Annotated in this window: 16 protein-coding genes and 3 pseudogenes; 15 read left to right on the top strand and 4 right to left on the bottom strand. The window is 70.9% G+C overall.

Annotation, left to right across the window (positions count from 1 at the left end; genetic code table 11):
- Positions 1 to 269 precede the first annotated feature (269 nt).
- The 9 genes and pseudogenes from ACIOKD_RS11800 to ACIOKD_RS11760 all read left to right on the top strand — a co-directional run bounded on the left by ACIOKD_RS11800 (position 270) and on the right by ACIOKD_RS11760 (position 9,738).
- Positions 270 to 1,115 carry an amino acid ABC transporter permease gene (locus tag ACIOKD_RS11800; protein ID WP_402081558.1) on the top strand — a complete coding sequence of 282 codons (846 nt, stop codon included), beginning with the start codon at positions 270 to 272 and terminating at the stop codon, positions 1,113 to 1,115.
- Positions 1,112 to 2,956: an FAD/NAD(P)-binding protein gene (locus ACIOKD_RS11795; protein WP_402081554.1), complete on the top strand. Its 1,845-nt coding sequence runs from the start codon at positions 1,112 to 1,114 to the stop codon at positions 2,954 to 2,956. Before ACIOKD_RS11800 ends, ACIOKD_RS11795 begins: the two co-directional genes overlap by 4 nt.
- A gap of 113 nt (positions 2,957 to 3,069) precedes the next feature.
- Entirely contained in the window at positions 3,070 to 3,951 is an 882-nt protein-coding gene (locus ACIOKD_RS11790; RefSeq protein ID WP_402081551.1) for an amino acid ABC transporter permease, read from the top strand.
- Positions 3,948 to 4,712, top strand: a complete 765-nt coding sequence (locus tag ACIOKD_RS11785) for an amino acid ABC transporter ATP-binding protein (protein WP_402081549.1) — start codon at positions 3,948 to 3,950, stop codon at positions 4,710 to 4,712. The genes ACIOKD_RS11790 and ACIOKD_RS11785 overlap by 4 nt, the downstream gene beginning before the upstream one ends.
- Positions 4,713 to 4,836: 124 nt before the next feature.
- On the top strand, positions 4,837 to 5,808 hold the full coding sequence (locus tag ACIOKD_RS11780) for an ABC transporter substrate-binding protein (RefSeq protein WP_402081547.1): 972 nt from the start codon (positions 4,837 to 4,839) through the stop codon (positions 5,806 to 5,808).
- A gap of 264 nt (positions 5,809 to 6,072) precedes the next feature.
- Positions 6,073 to 7,050, top strand: coding sequence for an LLM class flavin-dependent oxidoreductase (locus ACIOKD_RS11775; RefSeq protein WP_402081544.1), 978 nt, complete (start codon positions 6,073 to 6,075; stop codon positions 7,048 to 7,050).
- Positions 7,047 to 8,030: an LLM class flavin-dependent oxidoreductase gene (locus tag ACIOKD_RS11770; RefSeq protein WP_402081541.1), complete on the top strand. Its 984-nt coding sequence runs from the start codon at positions 7,047 to 7,049 to the stop codon at positions 8,028 to 8,030. The genes ACIOKD_RS11775 and ACIOKD_RS11770 overlap by 4 nt, the downstream gene beginning before the upstream one ends.
- A 61-nt stretch (positions 8,031 to 8,091) precedes the next feature.
- Positions 8,092 to 8,652 (top strand): annotated as a pseudogene (locus tag ACIOKD_RS11765) (DUF1684 domain-containing protein).
- Positions 8,653 to 8,835: 183 nt separating this feature from the next.
- A complete protein-coding gene (locus ACIOKD_RS11760; RefSeq protein ID WP_402081538.1) occupies positions 8,836 to 9,738 on the top strand; it encodes a S1 family peptidase in 903 nt (300 codons plus the stop codon).
- A gap of 643 nt (positions 9,739 to 10,381) precedes the next feature.
- On the opposite strand, the gene ACIOKD_RS11755 is transcribed toward ACIOKD_RS11760, so the two are convergent.
- Complete coding sequence (locus ACIOKD_RS11755; RefSeq protein WP_402081536.1) at positions 10,382 to 11,263, bottom strand: alpha/beta fold hydrolase; 882 nt, start codon at positions 11,261 to 11,263, stop codon at positions 10,382 to 10,384.
- Positions 11,264 to 11,352: 89 nt separating this feature from the next.
- On the opposite strand from ACIOKD_RS11755, the gene ACIOKD_RS11750 reads away from it, so the two are divergent.
- Both ACIOKD_RS11750 and ACIOKD_RS11745 read left to right on the top strand, forming a co-directional pair.
- Positions 11,353 to 12,381: a slipin family protein gene (locus tag ACIOKD_RS11750; protein WP_402081533.1), complete on the top strand. Its 1,029-nt coding sequence runs from the start codon at positions 11,353 to 11,355 to the stop codon at positions 12,379 to 12,381.
- Between the two features lie 286 nt (positions 12,382 to 12,667).
- Positions 12,668 to 13,750 (top strand): S1 family peptidase, encoded by a 1,083-nt coding sequence (locus ACIOKD_RS11745; RefSeq protein ID WP_402081531.1) that lies wholly within the window; start codon positions 12,668 to 12,670, stop codon positions 13,748 to 13,750.
- A gap of 210 nt (positions 13,751 to 13,960) precedes the next feature.
- On the opposite strand, the gene ACIOKD_RS11740 is transcribed toward ACIOKD_RS11745, so the two are convergent.
- Positions 13,961 to 14,998, bottom strand: coding sequence for a DUF3533 domain-containing protein (locus ACIOKD_RS11740; RefSeq protein WP_402081529.1), 1,038 nt, complete (start codon positions 14,996 to 14,998; stop codon positions 13,961 to 13,963).
- A gap of 165 nt (positions 14,999 to 15,163) precedes the next feature.
- Between ACIOKD_RS11740 and ACIOKD_RS11735 the strand changes: the two genes are divergently transcribed.
- Positions 15,164 to 18,733: a DNA polymerase III subunit alpha gene (locus ACIOKD_RS11735; protein WP_402081527.1), complete on the top strand. Its 3,570-nt coding sequence runs from the start codon at positions 15,164 to 15,166 to the stop codon at positions 18,731 to 18,733.
- Positions 18,730 to 19,737, top strand: coding sequence for a DNA polymerase thumb domain-containing protein (locus ACIOKD_RS11730; protein ID WP_402081524.1), 1,008 nt, complete (start codon positions 18,730 to 18,732; stop codon positions 19,735 to 19,737). The genes ACIOKD_RS11735 and ACIOKD_RS11730 overlap by 4 nt, the downstream gene beginning before the upstream one ends.
- 100 nt (positions 19,738 to 19,837) lie before the next feature.
- Here ACIOKD_RS11730 and ACIOKD_RS11725 read toward each other — a convergent pair.
- Positions 19,838 to 19,912, bottom strand: a pseudogene (locus ACIOKD_RS11725) (cupin domain-containing protein); the annotation flags it as partial.
- A gap of 1 nt (position 19,913) precedes the next feature.
- On the opposite strand from ACIOKD_RS11725, the pseudogene ACIOKD_RS11720 reads away from it, so the two are divergent.
- Together ACIOKD_RS11720 and ACIOKD_RS11715 are read left to right on the top strand one after the other, a co-directional pair.
- A pseudogene (locus tag ACIOKD_RS11720) lies at positions 19,914 to 20,186 on the top strand (MarR family winged helix-turn-helix transcriptional regulator); the annotation flags it as partial.
- Between the two features lie 171 nt (positions 20,187 to 20,357).
- Positions 20,358 to 21,233 (top strand): esterase/lipase family protein, encoded by an 876-nt coding sequence (locus tag ACIOKD_RS11715; RefSeq protein WP_402081522.1) that lies wholly within the window; start codon positions 20,358 to 20,360, stop codon positions 21,231 to 21,233.
- 104 nt (positions 21,234 to 21,337) lie between these two features.
- Here ACIOKD_RS11715 and ACIOKD_RS11710 read toward each other — a convergent pair whose 3' ends face one another.
- Positions 21,338 to 22,390 (bottom strand): lytic polysaccharide monooxygenase, encoded by a 1,053-nt coding sequence (locus ACIOKD_RS11710; protein WP_402081519.1) that lies wholly within the window; start codon positions 22,388 to 22,390, stop codon positions 21,338 to 21,340.
- Positions 22,391 to 22,516 lie beyond the last annotated feature (126 nt).

The following is a 22,516-nucleotide window of genomic DNA, read 5'->3' as shown; positions in this document are numbered from 1 at the left end:
AGCTCAACAGGATGAGGACCACACTCGACCGAAGTCGATGTGGGAGCGCGTGACCAGCCACTGCTGTGAATGCATGCGCACAAGTGGAACAGGCATCCGGATGAACGTCAACCGGCGTGAGATGTACCGCTCACAGTGTGGACAGCCTTGACAGTCCGGGGAAACGCACCCGTACTCTCAACGGACGGCCCTGCTGAGGGGCTTGGCCGTGATCCGTGTGAAGGCACCACCCGTGTTCGACTCGACTCGACGCATCACGGAGCCTTCGCATGTCCTCGCACACCCTCACCAAGGTGGCCGCACCGGAAGACGCGGTGCCTTCGCGCATCGTCCCCCGGCGCCGAACCGGCCAGTGGATTGCAGCGGGCCTCGTCCTGATCCTGCTCGGGCTCGCCGTCAACTCCGTCGCACGCAACGAGGCGTTCCAGTGGGACGTGGTCGGCGACTACTTCACCTCCGCCTCGGTCCTGCGCGGCCTCGGCCTCACCCTGTGGCTGACCGCGCTCGTCATGGCGCTCGGCTTCGCGCTCGGCGCCCTGCTCGCCGCGTGCCGACTCTCCGCCAACCCCGTGCTGCGAGCGGTGAGTTGGGGATACGTCTGGCTCTTCAGGTCGATGCCGATCCTGGTGCAGCTGCTGTTCTGGTTCAACATCGGGGCGCTCTACCCGACGCTCTTCGGCGTCAAGACGGTGAATCTGCTCGGCCCGGTCACGGTCGCCGTCATCGGCCTCACCCTGCACGAGGCCGCGTACGCCGCCGAGGTCGTACGCGGCGGCATCCTCTCCGTCGACCGCGGGCAGATCGAGGCCGCCGAAGCGCTCGGGCTGAGCCGGTGGCGCCGCTGGTGGAAGATCGTGCTGCCGCAGGCCATGCGCTCCATCGTGCCGCCGGCCGGGAACATGCTGATCGGGACGCTGAAGGGCACCTCGATCATCAGCGTCATCGCCGTGCAGGACCTGCTCTACTCCGTGCAGCTCGTCTACCACCGCACCTACCAGGTCATCCCGCTCCTGATGGTGGCCACCCTCTGGTACGTCATCGTCACCTCCGTGCTCAGCGTCGGCCAGTACTACGTCGAGCGGCACTACGGACGCGGTTCGGAGCGCGCGCGATGAGCGGGGCGGGCGGGGTGCGCCCGTCGCTGGTGATCGTGGGCGCGGGCCCGCGAGGGACCGGACTCCTGGAGCGGATAGCCGCCAACGCGCCCGAACTGTACGGCGACGCCGGGCTCGACGTGCATCTCGTCGACCCGTATCCGCCGGGCGGCGGACGCATCTGGCGCGAGGAGCAGCCACCGCTGCTGTGGATGAACTCGCAGGCCCAGGACGTCACCATGTTCACCGACGACACCGTGGACATGGCCGGACCCGTACGGGAGGGCCCCACCCTGCACGAGTGGGCCGAGCTCGACGGACGCCACTTCGCGGACCGGCAGCGGCAGGGCACCTATATGCGCTGGGTGTACGAGCGGACGGTCGCCGCCCTCCCGCCGGGCATCCGGGTCCGTCACCACCCCCGCCGCGCCGTGCGGGTCGGGGGTCCGCGCGAGGGCCGTCAGCAGGTGTGGCTGGAAGGCAGGCCGCGTCCGCTCCTCGCCGACCTCGTCGTCCTGGCGCTCGGCCATCTCGACGCCGAACTCGACGAGGGGCAGCAGGAGTTGGCCGCGTACGCCCGCGCCCACGACCTCGTCCATCTGCCGCCCGACTTCACCGCCGACAGCGACCTGTCCGCCCTCGGCCCCGGCGAACCGGTGCTCGTACGCGGCTTCGGGCTCGCCTTCGTCGACCTGATGGTCCTGCTCACGGAAGGACGCGGGGGCCGCTACGAGACGGACGCGGAAGGGCAGTTGACCTACCGGGCGTCCGGGCGCGAGCCCGTGCTGCACGTCGGGTCACGGCGCGGGGTCCCGTACCACTCGAAGATCGGCTACGACTGGACCGGTGAACGCCCGCCGTTGCCACGGTTCTTCGGACCCGGTGAGGTGGACGAACTGCTGGCGCGCCCCGGTGGCTTCGACTTCCGGCGGGACGTGTGGCCACTGGTCGAGAAGGAGCTGGGCTTCGCCCACTACCACCGGCTGTTCGCGGCCCACCCCGACCGCACGGCCATGACCTGGACGGACTTCGAGGAGGAGTACGAGAGGTGCGCGGCCGTCGACAGCGCGGGCGGAGCGGGCGGAGCGGGCGGAGCGGGTGGAGCGGGCGGCGCCGAGATCCGGGCGCTGGTCGCCGCAGCCGTCCCCGACCCCGCCGACCGGCTGGACCTGTCGGCGCTCGACCACCCCTTGGACGGCGTACGCCATCCCTCGTACGACGCGCTCCAGGAGAGTCTGCGCACCTATGTCGAGGGGGACCTCACCCGGCGGCACGATCCCGCGCACAGCCCTGACCTGGCGGTGTTCCTCGGACTCCTCTCCGTCTACGGGCAGTTGGTGCGGCTCGGCGACATCGGGCCCTGGTGGCACGGTTTCTTCAGCTGCCTCGCGTCGGGGCCGCCGGGACCGCGACTGCGGCAGATGCTCGCCCTGTCACGAGCGGGAGTGCTGAACTTCCTCGGCGCCGGGATGACGGTGACGGCAGTGGACGGAGTCTTCCGGGCCACGAGCACCACCGTGCCCGGCCGGTACGCCGAGGCCCGCGCGCTCGTCGAGGCACGGCTGCCGCACCCCACGGTCGAGCGGACCCGGGACACCCTGCTGCGCGAGCTGTACGCCGGAGGGGCCGCCGCGACGCCCGAGGGTCTGCTCGCCGTGCACCCCGCCGACGGGCGCGTCCTCGACCGGTCCGGCGCCCCGCACCCACGGCGCTTCGCGCTCGGGCCGCACACCGACGCCCGGGGTTCCGGCGCGTTCACCCGGCCGCGTACCGGAGGACCCGCCTTCCGGCAGAACGACGCCACCGCGCGTGCCGCGCTGGCGTTTCTGCGCGACCTCTCCTGTCGCGCCACCGCCGCGTAACCACCGCCGTGTACCACCGCCGCGTCACCGCGGGCGCGTCACCGCACCCGCGCTCCTCGCGCACCCCGCGCCCGCACCGCGCACCCCGTCCCTCCTTCTGCCCCGAGGACCCCATGTCGCTGACCAGTGATCAACCCGTCGTCAAGGCGCCGGCCGAGCCCGAGGACTACGGCGCGCTCAAGGTCGTGCCCGTCCGGCACCCCTGGCGCTGGGCCGCCGTGATCGTCACCGCCGTGCTGCTCGCTCAGTTCGCCCACGGGCTCGCCACCAACCCCGGCTGGGAGTGGGAGGTGTTCGCCGAGTTCTTCACCGCCGAGGTGATCCTCAAGGCGGTCTGGGTCACCCTTCAACTTACCTTCTACGGGACGGCGTTGGGTTTCGCGCTCGGAATCGTCCTCGCCTTCATGCGGCTGTCCGACAGCCCGTTCCTGAGGGCGGTCTCCTTCGCGTACATCTGGGCGTTCCGGTCCATCCCGCTGATCGTGCAGCTGCTCTTCTGGTTCAACCTCGCTTACCTCTACAAGGAGTTGAAGTTCGGCATCCCCTTCGGGCCCGGCTTCTTCACCTTCGACACGATGGGTCTGGTCGGCGCGATGAGCGCGGCCGTCCTCGGGCTCGCCCTGCACCAGGCCGCGTACGCCGCCGAGATCGTGCGCGGCGGTGTACTGGCCGTCGACAGCGGCCAGTTGGAGGCTGCCGCGGCCCTCGGCATCCCGCGGCTGCGGCAGATCCGCCGGATCGTGCTGCCGCAGGCGATGCGCTCCATCCTGCCGAACGCCGCCAACGAGGTGATCTCCCTCTTCAAGGGCACCTCGATCGTCTCCGTCATGGCGATCGGCGAACTGTTCTACCAGGTCCAGGTCATCTACGGACGCAACGGCCGGGTCGTACCGCTGCTCATGGTCGCCACGGCCTGGTACATCCTCCTGACCACCGCGCTCTCCGTCCTCCAGCACTACGTGGAACGACACTTCGCGAAGGGAAGCACCCGATGAGCGCGCCCATGGTCGACGTCAGGGCAGTCCACAAGAGTTTCGGTTCGCTGGAGGTGCTCAAGGGTGTCGACCTTCAGGTGCGCGCCGGCGAGGTCACCGTCATCCTCGGCCCCTCCGGCTCCGGCAAGTCCACCCTGCTGCGCACCATCAACCATCTGGAGAAGGTCGACCAGGGCTGGATCAGTGTGGACGGCTCCCTGGTCGGCTACCGGCGTTCCGGTGACAAGCTCCACGAACTGCGCGAGCGCGAGATCCTCAAGCAGCGGACCCGGATCGGGTTCGTCTTCCAGAACTTCAACCTCTTTCCGCACCTCACGGTCCTGGACAACATCGTCGAGGCCCCGGTCTCCGCGCTGAAGCGGTCCCGCAAGGACGTCACCGAGGCGGCGCGCAGACTGCTCGACCGGGTCGGGCTCGCCGACAAGGCCGACGCCTACCCGAAGCAGTTGTCCGGCGGGCAGCAGCAGCGCGTGGCCATCGCCCGCGCGCTCGCCCTGGAACCGAGGCTGCTCCTCTTCGACGAGCCGACGTCCGCGCTCGACCCCGAGCTGGTCGGCGAAGTCCTCGACGTCATCAAGGACCTGGCCCACCAGGGCACCACGATGATCGTCGTCACGCACGAGATCGGCTTCGCCCGCGAGGTCGCGGACACCGTCGTCTTCATGGACGACGGCCGCATCGTCGAACAGGGCGCCCCCGGCGACGTACTCGACGCGCCGAAGCACGAGCGCACCCGGGCCTTTCTCTCCAAGGTCCTCTGAGGCCCCCGACCGATCCCCGACCGGCTCTCGACCGACCCCCGACCGGCCCCCGTCCGGCCTTCGGACCGGCTTTTCGGCCGAGGCCGCTGCCGTCCACCATCCGTTCCCAGCCCAGGAGTTCACCGTGATATCCCGACGCACCCTCGCCGCCTCCGTCGCAGCCCTCGTCGTCGCCCCGCTGCTCAGCGCCTGCGGCGGTGACAGCGACGCGGCGACCGGGACCGGCTCGTCCGGCACCAAGAAGGTCGGCGACGTCAACATCGGCCCCGACCAGAACCGGATCCGTGGCAAGAAGGTCGACGAGATCGCCGCGCTCGTCCCGGCGGCGATCCGCGAGCGCGGCACGCTGAAGCTCGGCCAGAGCGCCGACGCCTCACCGCCACTCGGCTTCTACGCGACCGACGACAAGACGAGAATCGGCTCCGAGATCGACCTCGCGACCCTCGTCGCCGACACCCTCGGCCTGAAGCTCGACAACGACGAGGTCTCCTGGGAGAACCTCTTCGTCGGCCTGGACAGCGGCAAGTTCGACGCCGTCTTCTCGAACGTCACCGTGACCGAGGAGCGCAAGGAGAAGTACGACTTCGCCACCTACCGTCTCGACAACATCGCGTTCGAGGCGAAGAAGGGCAGCGGCTGGAAGGTCGACGGGCCCGAGGACGTGGCGGGCAAGACGATCGCCGTCTCCTCCGGCACCAACCAGGAGAAGATCCTCGTCGACTGGAACAAGCAGAACGAGAAGGCGGGCCGCGAGGCCGTCACCATCAAGTACTTCCAGAAGGACACGGACTACTACCTGGCTCTCCAGTCGGGCCGTATCGACGCCTATCTCGGCCCGAGCCCGTCCGCCGCGTATCACGTGTCCAGCGCCGGGCAGTCGGAGATCGTCGGCACGCTCTCGGGCGCCGGTGACGACCTCCAGGGCAAGATCGCCGCGACCACGAAGAAGGGCAGCGGGCTCGTCGACGCGTACGCGACCGCCGTCAACCACGTGATCAAGGATGGCAGTTACGCGAAGGTGCTCAAGCGTTGGGGCCTGTCGGGCGAGGCCGTCCCGAAGTCGGAGATCAACCCGCCGGGCCTGCCGAAGATCTGACTCCTGGGACTCCGGCGCCCGGGACTCTGACGCTCGGGATTCCGGCGCTCGGGATTCTGACGGCCGGGATTCCGACGGCCGGGACTCTGACGCTCGGGATTCCGGCGCTCGGGATTCTGACGGCCGGGATTCCGGTGCCCGGGAGTCGGTGCCGGGCGACCGGTGTCCGACACCGGTTCCATCCCACTGATGCCCCGTACCGCCGCCGCGGTGCCGCTCGTCGCGGCGGCGGTACGGGAGCCTCCCAGAAAGGTTCTCCTTCCCATGACGCCATCGAACGGCCGAGGGCTTCTGCACCTGGCCGCAGCCGTCGACCAGGCGGCGGCCCACGACGACGTCTCGGTCCACGTCGAGCTGACGCGGCTCGCGGAGAGCGGCGGGTTCGACTTCGTGACCCTGGGCGACAGCTTCGCGCGCCCCGGCTTCGACGCGCTCGCCGTGCTGGCGCGGGTCGCGCCCGCCACGGCCCGCATCGGTCTGGTGCCGACCGTCACCACCACACACACCGAGCCGTTCCAGGTCCAGGCCGCCGTGGCGACCCTCGACCGGGTGAGCCGCGGCCGGGCGGGCTGGTGTATCGACGTGTCGACCTCCGAGGGCGAGGCCCGCCTCTTCGGTCGTCGGCACGCGGCGCCCGTCGACGCGCTGTGGCACGAGGCGGGACAGGTCGCCGACGTGGCCGCCCTGCTGTGGGACAGCGCCGACCGTGCGAGTTCACACCCCGGCCACTACCCGGTACGGGTCGTCGACGCCACGGACCGGTACGCCCGTGCGACCGCCGCCCGGTACGCGGACGTGGCACTGGTCCAGGGCGTCAGCCCGACCCAAGTGGGGGCGATACGCGCCGAGTTGCAGGCTTCCGCGCTCGCCCACGGCCGGGACCCGGACGAGCTGCGGGTCCTCGCCGCCCTCACCGTCGACCTCGGTGACGGCGAACGCGCGGCCGAGCCGGGCCACGGCGGGGGAGGCCCCCGGCAGACCGCGCGGGGCCCGCTGTACCGCGGCGGGCCCGTCGACCTCGCCGAGCTGATCGCCGCCTGGCACGAGACCGGTGCCGCCGACGGCTTCCACCTCACCCCTGCCGAGCCCCGCCGGGACCTGGAACGCCTGGTCAACGGCACGGCAGCGCTGCTTCAGCATCGCGGGCTGCTGCGCACCTTCTACCCGGGCAGCACGCTCCGCGAGCACCTGGGGCTCGGCCGGCCCGCCCACCGGTACGCCGTGACAGGGGGAACGTCATGACCGTACGGACGCAGGTGCACCTCGCCGCCTACTGCCCCGGAGGTGGCGACACCGCCTCCGGGGCCGATTTCGCATCCTTCGAGCGTCTCGCGCGCACCGCCGAGCGCGGTCTGTTCGACTTCCTCCTCCTCGCCGAGCAGTCGCGGCCGGCCGAGCACAGGGGACGTATCCCCGACCTGGACACGGACCTGGACACGGACCTGGACACGGACGTGCACGCGGACCTGGGCCTTGACGCGGTCGGACAGCCCGAGCCGGTCACGGTGCTGAACGCGCTCGTCGCCGTCACCGAGCGGATCGGGCTCGCCGCCACGGTCGATACGGCCTTCAACGAGCCGTACGAACTCGCCCGCAGACTGGCCACGTCGGACCACCTCAGCGCGGGGCGTGCCGCCTGGAACGTGGCGGCATCCGCCGACCCACTCGCCCGCGTCGCCGAATTCCTCGACGTGTCACGGGAGTTGTGGGACTCGTGGACGCCGGACGGCATCGTGCGCCCCTTCGCGCACCGCGGCCGGCACTTCGACATCGCGGGCGAGTTCACCGTGCCGCGCTCCCCGCAGGGCCACCCCGTCGTCATCCGTCCCTTCGACGGCTCGCCGGAGGGACGCGAGTTCGCCGCGGCCACCGCCGATGTGATCCTCACGCGGTACGGGACCCCGGAGGCGGGCCGTGCGCTCTACGCCGATGTGAAAAGCCGCCTCGCCAAGTACGGCCGTGACCACACGGACCTGAAGATCATGGCCGAGGTCACCTTCGTCGGCACGCCGGAGTCGGTCGCCGCCGAGATCGACGACTCCGTACGGACCGGCGCTGCCGACGGCTTCGTCCTCGTACCGCATCCGATGCCGGGGGGCCTGGATGCATTCGTGGACCGGGTCGTGCCGCTGCTCCAGGAGCGTGGCGCGTTCCGTGCGGAGTACGGCGGTACGACGCTGCGCTCACACCTCGGGTTGCGGGCTCCCGTGCGGAAGGGTTGATCACACGACGACGGACGCGGCCGAGGACTGGAAGCACTGGCACGAGCAGCGCACGGGGTCGGTGTCCGCGCCCCACGGCCCCCTCGCGCTCCATGGGACGCATGGGTTGAAGATCATCCAGAGGGGCGAATTCCGGACATGCCCGGCCGGTGGGCCGTCGACGGGGGCGCGGTGCTGGCGGCGGCCGGGGAATCCGACGGCATCCAGGTGCACGGGCGGCCCCTGAACGGCGAGATCAGGCTGGTGGCCGACCTCGGTCCGGGGGTGTACGCGACGTCGACCCGGCGTACCCGCGCGGCGGGCGTTCCGCGGCATCGAGGTCACCTCGTACGACCCGCGCCGGTCGGTACCGCGGCGTTTCACGCCGTACGGGAGAGGCGGACCGTACGCGTGGGGAACGCCGACGGGCGTGAGCGGGGCCTCGGGCTCGGCGGTGAACCTCAACCGGGCCCTGCTCCCGCCGTGCGTATGCGCGGACCACTTCATCTGCCCATTCCCGCCGCCGGGGAATTCCCTGGGCGCGGAGATTGCGGCTGGAGGGCGCCATCCGCACGCAGCTCGCACGCAGCCCGCATGCAGCTCGGATACCGGCGCCGAAGAGGTCAACTTCCGTGGAGCATAAGTAAGTTGAACGCCGTGCGGCCGAAAGGCGCCCTTGCGTCGTTCGGGTGCGCGGCCAAATACTCCCCCCAGCGCCTTGTCAGGGGCACGGCGTATCCGGAATCCGGACACTCTGCCTCTGGCGTGCGCCTCACGGGCCCCGACCCCACGCGGGCCCCCGACTTCCCTTTGGAGGGAACGAACAGTGAGGACCCAGCGCACCACCCCCCGTAGCGGCATAGCGAGACGGACCCGGCTGATCGCCGTATCCACCGGACTCGTGGCCGCGGCCGCGTTCACCGTCCCCGCGGCCAACGCGAGCGACGCTTCGACGTTCGGCACCACCCAGCTGAAGAGCGCCAACTCCGCGGTACTCGCGGCCGATGTGCCCGGTACCGCCTGGGCGACCGACGCGAAGACCGGCAAGGTCGTCGTCACGGTCGACAGCACTGTCTCCAAGGCGGAGATCGCGAAGATCAAGCAGGCCGCGGGCGCCAACGCCGGTGCCCTGCAGATCAAGAGCACCCCGGGCAAGATCAACAAGCTGATCAAGGGTGGCGACGCCATCTACGCGACCAGCTGGCGTTGTTCTCTCGGCTTCAACGTCCGCAGTGGCAGCACGAACTACTTCGTGACCGCCGGCCACTGCACCGACGGTGCGGGTACCTGGTACTCCAACTCCGGTCGTACCACCGTCCTCGGGCCGACGGCCGGGTCCAGCTTCCCGACCAACGACTACGGGCTGGTGCGCTACTCGAACACCACGATCGCCAAGGAAGGCACCGCAGGCAGCACGGACATCACCAGCGCTGCCACCCCGAGCGTGGGCACCAACGTCATCCGCACCGGTTCCACCACCGGTACGCGTACCGGGCGGGTCACCGCTCTCAACGCGACCGTCAACTACGGTGGCGGCGACGTCGTCTACGGCATGATCCAGACCACGGTCTGCGCCGAGCCCGGCGACTCCGGCGGTCCGCTCTACGGCAGCAACGGTGTCGCCTACGGTCTGACCTCCGGCGGCAGCGGCAACTGCACCTCCGGCGGCACCACGTTCTTCCAGCCGGTCACCGAGGCCCTGAGCGCCTACGGCGTCAGCGTCTTCTGATCGGTACGCCCCGAAGAAAGACGCACAAGGCCTGACCTGCAGCCAGCAGCAGACGAGCCCCCGCACACCGTTCGCGGTGCGGGGGCTCGTCCTTCGGCCGTCGCCCTCGCCGCGGTGCTCGCACGCGCGCAGTACGCCCGCACGGTACGGCCCGCACTGGGCTGGAGGGCCTCCTGGGCAACGGGCTCCCTGGCCCCGGGCGAACCCGCCTGGGACGTGGGCATCCTCGACGCCGGTACGCAGCACGCGGTCGTCGAGCGGGTGGAGTACCAACTCGTGCCGCGCGGCAGGGCTCCCAGGCCGTGGACCGAGCGCGCGGGACTGCCGGCGGACCTCGCGGGGAGGAGGATCGCGCACGGCACCCACTACCGGCAGACGCTCCTCGGCACCGGCACCGGCTCCCCGCTCGCGGGCGCCGCCGGGCACGACACCGTCCCCGAGGGCATGTACACCCAGCGGTTCGTGGACGAGATCGACGAGCTGCGGACGCGGCTGCGCGTGACGGACGCCGTGGGGGGACAGCCACGAGCGGGTGACGGACCTGCTGCGAGGCGCCCGGCTGGAGCGGCCGGGCGCGGGCGGTGGCCTCGTCGTGGGGCCGCCCGGGAGATGAGCGGACTCGTCCTACGCACCCCGTGTCGGCTCAGTCGTCGCTCCTCGGTGTGGCGCACAGCCAGTCCAGTACGTCGGGAAGGGCCTCCAGCGCTGAGAAGTGGCCCCCCTTCGGGTCCAGGACGGGGCGGGCGCGGGGGATGTTCCGGGCCAGCCACTCGAAATGGCCCACCGGGGAGAAGGTGTCCTCGGCGCCGTGCCACAGCAGCACGGGCCGGGTGATACGCGCCGGGTCGAAGCCCCAGTGGCTCAGCAGCGCGAGATTGTCGTCGAGCCAGCCGTACGCCGAAGTGCGCAGCGCCTCACGGTAGTTGCGCAACAGCATGTCGCTCACGGCCGGAGTGGAGACGATCCGCCGGTCGGAATCGGTGAGGCCGTCCCGGACCGACGCGAGGAGCTGGGCCGGGTCCGTCCGGATCTCGGCGGCCCGCGAGGCGAGCCGCTCCGCGAAGTCCACGGGGTCGGTCAGCGCGAGGGTGAACTCCTCGACGTTGGACTCCGCCATCCCCTCGAACCAGTTCAGCCCCTCGCTGGAGGGCGGCGCGAGGCTCGCCAGCGCGGCGGCCCGTCGTACCCGGGTCGGCAGCAGCGCCGCACAGGCCAGCGCGTGCGGGGCACCGCCCGACCGGCCCAGCACCGCGAAGCTGCCCAGTTCCAGCGCGTCGGCCAGCGCGGCCACGTCCCGCGCCGCCTGCGCCACCCGGCGTCCCGGGCCGCGGTCGGAATCCCCGTACCCGGGGCGGTCGTACGCGATGAACCGTGCCTCGGGGCGCGCCTCGATCAGGTCCTGCGGCACCACCCCGGTCCGGCAGCCCGGTGTGCCGTGCAGCAGCACCACCGGCGTGCCCTCCGGGTCGCCCCATTCCTCGAACGCCAGCCGCCGTCCGTCCCGCATCCGTATCCCGCTCGGCACCTCTGCCCTCCATCTCCCCTTCGCGCCCGCGCCGGAGTTACCGTCGAAGTACACACCTTTTGCGCCCGTTACGGACCCTGGGGGTCGTCATGGTCGAGGAGCTGGTGACGGCGGGAGTGGCACTCGCGTCCGTCGGAGCGGTGTACGGGATGGCCGCGGCCCGAGTCGTCAAACAATACGAGCGCGGAGTGGTGCTCCGGCTCGGAAAACTGCGATCCGGGGTGCGTGGCCCGGGATTCACCATGATCGTGCCCTTCGTGGACCGGCTCCAGAAGGTCAACATGCAGATCGTTACGATGCCGGTGCCCGGGCAGGACGGCATCACCCGGGACAACGTCACGGTGCGGGTCGACGCCGTCATCTACTTCAAGGTGGTGTCCGCCGCCGACGCGGTCATCAAGGTCGAGGACTACCGGTTCGCGGTCTCGCAGATGGCGCAGACCTCCCTGCGTTCGATCATCGGCAAGAGCGAGCTGGACGATCTGCTCTCCAACCGCGAGAAGCTGAACCAGGGGCTGGAGCTGATGATCGACAGCCCTGCCGTGGAGTGGGGCGTCTCCATCGACCGGGTCGAGATCAAGGACGTGTCGCTGCCGGAGACGATGAAGCGGTCCATGGCACGTCAGGCGGAGGCCGACCGTGAGCGGCGGGCCCGGGTCATCAACGCGGACGCCGAACTGCAGGCCTCCAAGAAGCTGGCGGAGGCCGCCGGAGTGATGTCGGAGCAGCCCGCCGCGCTCCAGTTGAGGCTGCTGCAGACCGTGGTGGCGGTAGCGGCGGAGAAGAATTCCACACTCGTGCTGCCCTTCCCGGTCGAGCTGCTGCGGTTCCTTGAGCGGGCCCAGCCGGGGCACGGCCCGCAACCGGCGCAGCCTGGGACGGCTCCCGTGCAGTCGCAGCAGCCTCCACAGCCACCGCGGGAGCTGTCCGAATCGTGGCAGGCCCTGGACGGGGCTCCGGACCAGACCTCGGGGCGGACGTCGGGCCGGTCCCAGGAGCTGGCGGCGCAGGCGCAATTGCTGTTGACCCAGTGGCAGCAATCGATGCAGGAGCAACTCCCGCCCGTCGAGACACCACTGGATCCGGACTTCAGAGGGTCGAATTCCGGACAGGACTAGACCTCACGGAGGGGCGTTAGTTACTCGCTCGTAGTATTTGCGATGGGGATCGACGTGGTGTGACGGCGTTCTTGTCAACGCGCGTCAACCGTGCGGGGGCGCACGTCGTTTGTGGTGTGCGCGTCCTGAAGTCGACCTTGTGTGCCCCGGTGCGGCCTCGGAATAGTGGGTGGTGTCCGTTGGCATGGACGCGGCTTTTTTTATGAGTCGTCACCCTTGCCACACTCTTTTCGGTCGCGATGGTCCCCACTACCGCCGCGTCCGACCCCCCACAGGAGGACACAAGTTGAAGCACCGACGCATATCCAGGCGGCGGGCCGTCGCGGCCGGCGCGGGCATCGCCGCACTCGTCGCGGGTGGAGTCACCTTGCAGAGTGCGAACGCGAGTGAGAACACGCCCGCTCCCGAGCTGAGGGTTCTCTCGGTCACGGCGGCCGGAAAGCTCGCCTCGACGCTCGGCAAGGACCTCGGCGGCGACGCGGCGGGAACGTATTACGACGCGAAGGCCAAGAGCCTCGTCGTGAACGTGCTCGACGAGGCCGCGGCCGAGACCGTCGAGTCGGCGGGCGCGAAGGCGAGAGTCGTCGAGAACTCTCTCGCCGACCTGAAGAGCGCCCGTACGACGCTGAAGCAGGACGCGACCATCCCCGGCACCTCGTGGGCGCTCGACCCCGCGACCAACAAGGTCGTCGTCACCGCGGACCGTACGGTCACCGGTGCCGAGCTGGCCGAGCTGACGAAGGTCGTCGACGGGCTCGGCGGTACGACCGAACTCAAGCGGACGAAGGGGGCGTTCAGGACCTTCGTGGCCGGCGGTGACGCCATCACCGGCAATGGCGGCCGCTGCTCGCTCGGTTTCAACGTGGTCAAGGGCGGCGAGCCGTTCTTCCTCACCGCCGGGCACTGCACCGAGGGGATCACCGTCTGGTCGGACTCCTCCGGCACGGAGATCGGCGAGAACGCGGACTCCAGCTTCCCCGGCAACGACTACGGCCTGGTGAAGTACACCGCGGACGTGGAGCACCCGAGTGAGGTGAACCTGTACAACGGCTCCGCGCAGCAGATATCGGGGGCGGCGGAGGCGGTCGTCGGGATGGAGGTCACCCGGAGCGGGTCCACGACCCAGGTGCACGACGGGTCGGTGACCGGTCTGGACGCGACCGTGAACTACGGCAACGGCGACATCGTCACCGGGCTCATCCAGACCGATGTCTGCGCCGAGCCGGGGGACAGCGGTGGGTCGCTGTTCTCGGGGAGCAGTGCGATCGGGCTCACGTCCGGTGGCAGTGGTGACTGCACCTCCGGTGGGGAGACGTTCTTCCAGCCGGTTCCTGAGGCGTTGTCCGCGACGGGGACGGAGATCGGCTGACGATCGGCTCCGCCGCGGTGTGGAAGCCCCGTTCCCGCTCGCGCGGGGGCGGGGCTTTTCGCGTCGCGTCGCGTCGCGTCGGGTCGCGCTGCGTTGTGGAGTGGAGTGGGTGCGGGTCGGTGGGTGCGCGCCCAAAAGATTGCGCAGTTCCCCGCGCCCCTAAAAGCCGCGGGGTTGCGCCTGTCTGTTGCGTGAGCCCGCCCCGCGCTCCTAAAAGCCGCGGGGTTGCGCCTGTCTGTTGCGTGAGCCCGCTGTCAGGGTGATCGCGGTTCCCAGGGCCGCCCAGGCCGCCAGGACCAGCATGGAGGTGGTGATGTCGTTGCTCTTGAAATAGGCGATCGAGCGGGCCGCCCAGGTGCCGGCGCCCGGGGGCAGGGTGGGGCCGATCGCCTTCCAGAACGGGGGGAGCATCGGTGGGGGGAGGGCGCCGCCCGCGCTCGGGTTGCCCAGGATCACCACCAGCAGGACGGCCACTCCGATGCCGACGATCCCGAAGACGCACTGGAGCGCGAGTGTGGCGGCCCCCACCGCGAAGGTGATGAGCGCGCCGAGTCCCCAGAGGGCGGCCACGCTTCCCGGCAGGGCACCCAGGACCGGTCCGACGATGACCGCTCCGCCGAGTCCGCCGACGATCGCGACCAGGGCCATCGCGGCGAGCCGGATCACCGCGCGCCGGAGATTGGCCGGCCGCGCCCCCGCACTGATCGCCAGCGCCGACGCGCACAGATAGCCGCCCACGCACCAGCCGACCACCAGGTAGAACGGGGTGAGCCCGTTGGCGTCCTGGGCGTCGGCCGGGGCCACGTCGACGGTCCGTACCGTGCGCCCCTGGTCCTTCTCCAGCTCGGTGGTGAGGGAGATCAGGGCGTTCGACAGGGTCTTGCCGCCGCCGGAGGCGACCAACAGGGTGTCGGTGGTGCCGCCCGGGTCGACCAGCAGGGCGCCGTCGATGTCGCGGTTCGCGATCCGCTCGCGTGCCGTCGCCTCGTCGGCGAGCGTCCGGGGGTCCAGGGGATCGCCGGGCAGTTTTTCGAGCCGGGCCACTGTCTGCCCCGCGGCGGCGCCCGGCGCGACCACCCCGAACGCCACGTCCTTCGGCTTGGGATGGTGCAGCGCCCCCACGTAGGAGGCGATGAAGAGCAGTTGCAGGGCGACCACGCCGATGACGAGCAGTGTGGCCCGCGGGGTGACCGCGTCCTTGACCTCGTCGAGGAAGGACTTGGGCGGGGCCTCTGCTGTCCGTGCCATGTCCTCACCGTCCGGGTGCCGCGGTGTTTGCGCAGGTGGGACGGGGCCGAACGGATGTCGTACAGGTGTTCGAGACATGGTCTGCGCATGGTCTATGGTGGAGGTGAGGAATTTGGGAACTGATGTTCGAGGGCTGGATGAAAGCCCCTGGTGGTGGAGGTGCGCGTGTCCGGCTTCACGCATCTGCACACCGCTTCCGGGTACTCCCTGCGGTACGGGGCCTCCCACCCGGAGCGCCTCGCCGAGCGCGCCTCCGAGCGGGGCATGGACGCGCTGGCGCTCACCGACCGGGACACCGTCGCGGGCGCGGTCCGCTTCGCGAAGGCCTGCGCCGCGCAGGGCGCGGGTGTGCGCCCGCTGTTCGGGGTCGACCTCGCGGTCGAGGAGCCCGCCGGCGGGCCCGGGCAAGGGTCCGGCGCCCGGTCCGTACGGGGTGAGCGGCGCCGGGCTCCCGTGCGGGGTGGTGCCTTCATCGATGAGTCGCCACCTCGCGTGACCTTCCTCGCCCGGGACGGCGGGAAGGGCTGGGCCGATCTCTGCAGAATCGTTACTGCGGCGCACGCGGCGGGAGAAGGGAAGCCGCTGCTGCCCCGGGCGGAGAACCATGCCGAGGGGCTGACCGTGCTGCTCGGCCCGGCCTCCGACGTCGGCCGCGCGCTCACCGCCGGACGGCCCGACCGGGCCGCGAGACTGCTCGCGCCCTGGCGGGAGGTGTACGGCGACGCCCTGCGCCTGGAAGCGGTCTGGCACGGCCGTGAGGGCACCGGCCCCGGTTCCCTGCGGCTGGCCGCCCGTACCGTCGGCTTCGCCGCCGAGCAGCGGGTGCGCCCGGTGCTCACCAACGCCGTCCGGTACGCCGACCCCGGCATGGGCCCGGTCGCCGACGTGCTGGACGCCGCCCGCCTACTGGTCCCCGTCGACCCCCGCAAGGAGCTGGACAGCGGCGAGGCCTGGCTCAAGGACGAGGGGGCCATGCTCGCCGCCGCCGAACGGGTCGTCGAGGCCGCGGGCTACCGCCGTGACACCGCCCACCGGCTGCTCGAACAGACCCGGGCCGCCGCCGACGAGTGCCGGGTCGACCCGGAGGACGACCTCGGGATCGGCGCCGTGCACTTCCCGGAGGCGCACCTCGTCGGCGCCGGGCGCCGCACCGCGCAGCGCGTACTGGCCTCACGGGCGGCGGCGGGGATGACGAGGCTCGGACACGACCGCTCCTCCCGGGCGCGTGAGTACTGGGAGCGGATGCACCGCGAGCTGGACATCATTGCCCACCACCACTTCGCCTCCTACTTCCTGACGGTCTCTCAGGTCGTGGACGACGTGAAGGGGATGGGTATCCGGGTCGCCGCGCGCGGCTCCGGGGCGGGCTCGCTCGTCAACCACCTCATCGGCATCGCGCACGCCGACCCCGTCGAACACGGACTCCTGATGGAACGCTTCCTGTCCAAGCGCCGCGCGGTCCTGCCCGACATCGACATCGACGTGGAGTCCGCACGCCGCATCGAGGTCTACCGCGCGATCATCGGCCGCTTCGGCACCGAGCGGGTCGCGACGGTGGCGATGCCGGAGACGTACCGGGTGCGGCACGCGGTACGGGACGTCGGCGCGGCCCTCTCCATGGATCCGGCCGACATCGACCGCATCGCCAAGTCCTTCCCGCACATCCGCGCCCGCGACGCCCGCGCCGCGCTGGCGGAGCTGCCCGAACTCCGTTCCCTGGCGGAGGAGTTCGCGCGGAAAGGAGCGAAGTACGGGCGGTTGTGGGAACTGGTGGAGTCACTGGACGCCCTGCCGCGCGGAGTCGCCATGCACCCGTGCGGGGTCCTCCTCTCCGACGCCTCGCTCCTCGCCCGTACGCCGGTCGTGCCGACCAGTGGCGAAGGGCTCCCCATGTCGCAGTTCGACAAGGAGGACGTCGAGGACCTCGGGCTGCTCAAGCTCGACGTGCTGGGTGTGCGGATGCAGTCCGCGATGGCGCACGCGGTGGCCGAGGTGAAGCGGGCGACAGGCAGCCAGGTCGACCTGGACGCCGTCGCCGTGGAGGAGGGCGACCCGGAGACGTACCGGCTCATCCGGTCCACGGAGACGCTGGGCTGCTTCCAGATCGAGTCGCCGGGGCAGCGGGACCTGGTCGGCAGGCTCCAGCCCACGACCTTCCACGACCTCGTCGTCGACATCTCCCTCTTCCGCCCGGGACCGGTCGCGGCCGACATGGTGCGGCCTTTCATCGAGGCGCGGCACGGCCGGGCGCCGGTCCGCTACCCGCACCCGGATCTGGAGAAGCCACTGAAGAGCACGTACGGGGTCGTGGTCTTCCACGAGCAGGTCATCGACATCGTCGACATCATGACCGGCTGCGGACGGGGCGAGGCGGACCGGGTACGGCGCGGGCTGTCCGACCCCGAGTCGCAGGGGCGCATCCGCTTCTGGTTCGCGCAGCACGCGGCGTCGCGGGGGTACGACGCGCAGACGATCGCCCGTACCTGGGAGATCGTCGAGGCCTTCGGGGCGTACGGCTTCTGCAAGGCGCACGCGGTCGCCTTCGCCGTGCCGACCTATCAGTCGGCGTGGCTGAAGGCGCACCACCCGGCCGCCTTCTACGCGGGGCTGCTCACGCACGATCCCGGGATGTACCCGAAGCGGCTGCTGCTCGCGGACGCGCGACGGCGGGGGGTGCCGATCCTGCCGTTGGACGTGAACCGGTCGGCGGTCGCACACAGTATCGAACTGGTGTCTGAATCTGGCCGATCTGGCCGATCTGGCCGATCTGGCCGATCTGGCCGATCTGGCGGATCCGACGGGACGGAAGCGGCCAAGGGGACCTGGGGTGTCCGGCTCGCGCTCTCCGATGTGCACGGGATCAGCGAGGCCGAGGCGGCCCGGATCGAGCAGGGGCAGCCGTACGCCTCGCTGCTCGACTTCTGGGAACGGGCCCGGCCGAGCCGTCCGCTGGCCGGACGGCTCGCGCAGGTGGGCGCGTTGGACACCTTCGGCGCCAACCGCCGTGATCTGCAACTGCACCTGACCGAACTGCACCGGGGCGCACGCGGCGCCGGCGGCTCCCAACTCCCTTTGACCGGAGGGCAGGAGACCGCTTCGGCCGGGCTGCCCGACCTCTCCTCGGCGGAGCGGCTCAGTGCCGAACTGGGCGTGCTCTCCATGGATGCCTCACGCAATCTGATGGACGATCACCGAAAGTTCCTGGACGAACTGGGCGTCGTCACGGCACGCCGGCTGCGGTCGGCCGAGCACGGCGAGACGGTACTGGTCGCGGGGTCCAAGGCGGCCACCCAGACACCGCCGATCCGCTCCGGCAAGCGGGTCATCTTCACCACCCTGGACGACGGTACGGGCCTGCTCGACCTCGCCTTCTTCGACGACTCCCACGACACGTGCGCGCACACCGTCTTCCACTCCTGGCTCCTGCTCGTGCGCGGCGTGGTGCAGCGGCGCGGCCCGCGCAGCTTCAGCGTGGTCGGGGCCGCCGCCTGGAACCTCGCCGACCTGGCGGAACTGCGGCGCGAGGAAGGACTGGACGGAGTGGCGATGAGACTGGCCGCACCACAGGGAGAGCCCGGGGCCGGTCCCCGGGGCGCGGGAGATCCGGCGGGCGCCCGTCGCATCCGGATGCCCACGGGATACGAAATGCATCCGTGGGCGGATCTGCGCCCGGCGGGCGAGGGGTCCGCGAGCGGAAAGAAACTGTGGCACCAGAGCCCGGGGAGTGCGGGATGACCATCCTCTGCGTACGTTTCCAGCTGCCGCCGATGTACGAGGCCGCCCTGCCCGGGCTCCTCGGCACGTTGGAGGAGTTCACCCCCGTCGTCGAGGCGCTGCCGCCCGACGGGGCGCTGGCCGATCTGCGGGGCGCCGAGCGGTACTTCCGGCGGGACGTCGTGGAACTGGCCTCGCTGATCCGGGTACGGGCGCTCGCCTGGCACGGCGTCGACTGCGCGATCGGGGCAGGGCCCGGCCCGATGTTCGCGCGGATGGCCCTGCGGGAGGCCGCCCCCGGGGAGATCCGGGTGGTCCCCGAGGGCCTCCGCGCCCGCACGGAGTTCCTGGTGGAACGGTCCGTGCGGGCGTTGCCCGGAGTCGGCACGGCCACCGCCCGCACGCTGTGCGAGTACGGCCTGGACAGCATCGGCAAGGTGGCCGCCGCGCCGCTGTCCACGCTGCAACGGCTCACCAGTGCCCGTACCGGCCGCGAACTGCACGAGATGGCGCGGGGCATCGACCGCGGCCGGGTCGTACCGAACGCCGTCTCCCGGTCACTCGTCGCCGAACGGCCTTTCCCGAGCGACGAGTTGGATTCCGATCAGCATCGGCGCGCGCTGCTCTCCGCCGCCGGGGAACTGGGCTCGCGGCTGCGCGCCCTGGAGAAGGTGTGCCGCACACTCACCCTCACCGTCCGCTACGCCGGCCTCCCCCACTCTCGAACAGGCTCAAGCGGGGGGACCCCCGCGACGACCCGCAGCCGGACGCTCCCCGAGCCGACCGCCCACTCCGTGGCGCTGACCGATGCCGCGTACCGCATGTACGAGGCGCTCGGTCTGCAGCGGGCCCGGGTGCGGGGGGTGGCTCTGCGGGCCGAGGGGCTCGACCCCGCCGAACAGGCCTCCCACCAGCTCACGTTCGATCCTGTGGACGAGAAGGTGCGGCGTCTTGAGGAGGTGGCGGACCGGGTGCGGGAGAAGTTCGGGGCGGGGGCGGTGGTTCCGGGCGCGTTGGCTGCGTAGCCGCGTTGTGCCCCGCGGGGGGTGTCGGGTGCGGGTGCGTTGTGGCCGGCCGCGCGGTTCCCCGCGCCCCTTGGCGGGGTGCCCTTCGGGCGGCCCCCGATCAGTTGGCCCAGGGCGGGGTGAGGGTCGTGCCGTCCGCCAGCTCCGCCTGGAGGCCGATGGAGGTGGTGACCCACGCCCATCTGGGCGTGACCAAGCAGGCCGCGAGTCAGCTCGTCGACGAGATCGTCCGCAAGGGGTATGCGGAGCGGCGACCGCATCCCGACGACGCGCGCGCCCGGCTGGTCGTGCTGACCGGGCGGGGCCGGGAGTGCACCCGGGCGGCGGAGGAGTCGGCCGCGGAGGCCGTTCGGTCGTGGGTCGAACTCATCGGTGAGGGTGAAGTCCGGGCGTTGCGCGACCACGTGCTGCGCATTGCCCCCTACGGTCCCATCAGGCCCGCCTGGTGACGGTTCAACGGCACGTGTCGGTGCTCCCGGTTACCACTGGAAGCTTCTACTGACGCCCGACTTCACACTCTTACTACTCGCTCGTAACTTGAAGCAAGAACAGCATCCTCATGATCCGGATCACAGGGCGTATGGCCTCGTCACTCCCTTGAGCCGCAAGGAGATCACTCGATGCTGCCCTGGAAGCACCTGCTCAGACCCCTGTCGGCGCTGCTGCTGGCCGCGGTGGTCGCGCTCGTCCCCGCCACCGCGGCCACCGCCGCCACAGACCGGGCCGCAACCGCGACCAGCAGGGGCTGGAACGACTACTCCTGCAAACCGTCCGCCGCCCACCCGCGCCCCGTCGTCCTCGTCCACGGCACCTTCGCCAACTCCGTCGACAACTGGCTGGGCCTCGCGCCCTATCTGGTCCACCGCGACTACTGCGTCTACGCCCTCGACTACGGGCAGCTCCCCGGCGTACCGCTCGTCCACGGGCTCGGTCCCATCGACAAGTCGGCGGAGCAGCTGAAGACCTTCGTCGACAAGGTGCTCGCCGCGACGGGGGCGGCGAAGGCGGACCTCGTCGGGCACTCGCAGGGCGGGCTGATGCCACGCCACTACCTGAAGTTCCTCGGCGGCGCCGCCAAGGTGAACGCCCTCGTCGGTATCGCTCCCGGCAACCACGGCACCACCCTGAACGGACTGGCCAAGCTGGTCACGCACTTCCCCGGCGCGAGCGAAGTGCTCTCATCGGCCACCCCCGCACTCGCCGACCAGGTGGCCGGCTCCGCCTTCCTCACGCGGCTCAACGCGGGCGGCGACACCGTTCCGGGCGTCCGGTACACGGTCATCGCCACCCGGTACGACGGGGCCGTCACGCCGTACCGCTCGCAGTTCCTCGACGGTCCGAACGTACGCAACATCCTGATCCAGGACCTGTGCGCGCTCGACCTCTCCGAGCACGCGGCGATCGGAACAATCGACCGCATCGCCTTCCACGAGGTGGCGAACGCCCTGGACCCGTCCCGAGCCACCCCTACGACCTGCCTGTCGGCGATCGGCTGATCTCCGCACGGGGCGCCGCCCCTTCGAGGGGTGCGGGGAACCGCGCGACCAGCCACGACCGGGCCCGCGGTTCCCGTACGACCGAACCCCCTACGGGTCCCTGCCTACCGGCGGACGCCCGTCCGTCGGCGAACGGACGCGAACATCGCCGCCGCCCCGACCGCCAGCGCCGCCGCCCCACCCACCGCGATGTACGAGGTCGCGTCGGACCCCCCGGTCTCGGCGAGGTTCGCCGACGCACCGGCGGGTTCGGCACCGCTCCCGGACCCGTCCGCGGTCTCGGCGGCTCCGGCCGTCTCCTCGGCCTCGGTCCCGGAGCCCGTCCCGGAGTCGGTTCCGGAGTCCGAGTCCGACTTCGTGCCCGCGGCGGCCGTGACCGAGGCCTGGGTCTTCGGGTCGTCGTCGCCGTGCCCCCCGTGCTCCACGGACGACTCGTCCGCACCGTCCGCGATCTCCTCGTCGGACGGCGCCGACGCGGCCGGAGCCGCGGAGGCCTCCGCACCCGCGCCGCCCTCGCCGAAGACCACGTCCGAGCAGGTGTAGAACGCCTCGGGGGAATCCGAGCGCTGCCAGATCGAGTAGATGAGGTGGCGGCCCGACTTGACCGGGACGACCCCGCTGAAGACGTAGTCGCCGTTCTCCAGCTTCGGGTCGGTGACCTTGAGGAACGGCTTCGACTCCAGGTCCGCCCACTTCAGCGGCTTCGTCGGGTCGTACCCGTCCTTGGTGACGTACAGCTCGAACGAACCCTTGTGCGGGGCGGTCCCCTTGTAGCGGAAGGTGCGGTTGCCCGAGGTCAGTCGCGTGGCAGGCCAGTCGGCGCGGGCCAGGTCGAGGCCCTTGAACTTGTCGTTGGCGGCACTGCACAGCTTCCCGTCGGGGATGATCTCCTTCGACTTCCCGGCGGCGTTGGCGATGTTGACGCCGTTCCAGTCGTAGAGGGCCTGCGTGCCGCCGGCCGCGACCGCCGCCTTGCAGGCGGCCGAATCCGGGTTCTCCGGACCCTCCGCGAAGCAGGCCGCGACCCGGCTCACCGGGTCCGTCATCGAGCCGTGTGCGACGGCGGGAGCGGCGGCGAGCGCGGTCAGGGCGAGCGGGGCGACGCCGACCGCGACGACGGTGGCGATACGGGTGGCGGCCTGGTGGCGAGCGGGCATGGGGGTACTCCTCGAAACGGATCTGGGGGTGCCTGTGATGCCTGGGGGCGATCAGAAAGCTAGCCCCTCGAAACCGCGGAATCGCCTGCTGGGAGTGGGTGGAGACGATCCTTATGGTGCCGTTAA

Source organism: Streptomyces sp. NPDC087844, assembly GCF_044742785.1.
Classification (GTDB): domain Bacteria; phylum Actinomycetota; class Actinomycetes; order Streptomycetales; family Streptomycetaceae; genus Streptomyces.
This window is presented reverse-complemented; position numbering and strand designations above follow the sequence as displayed.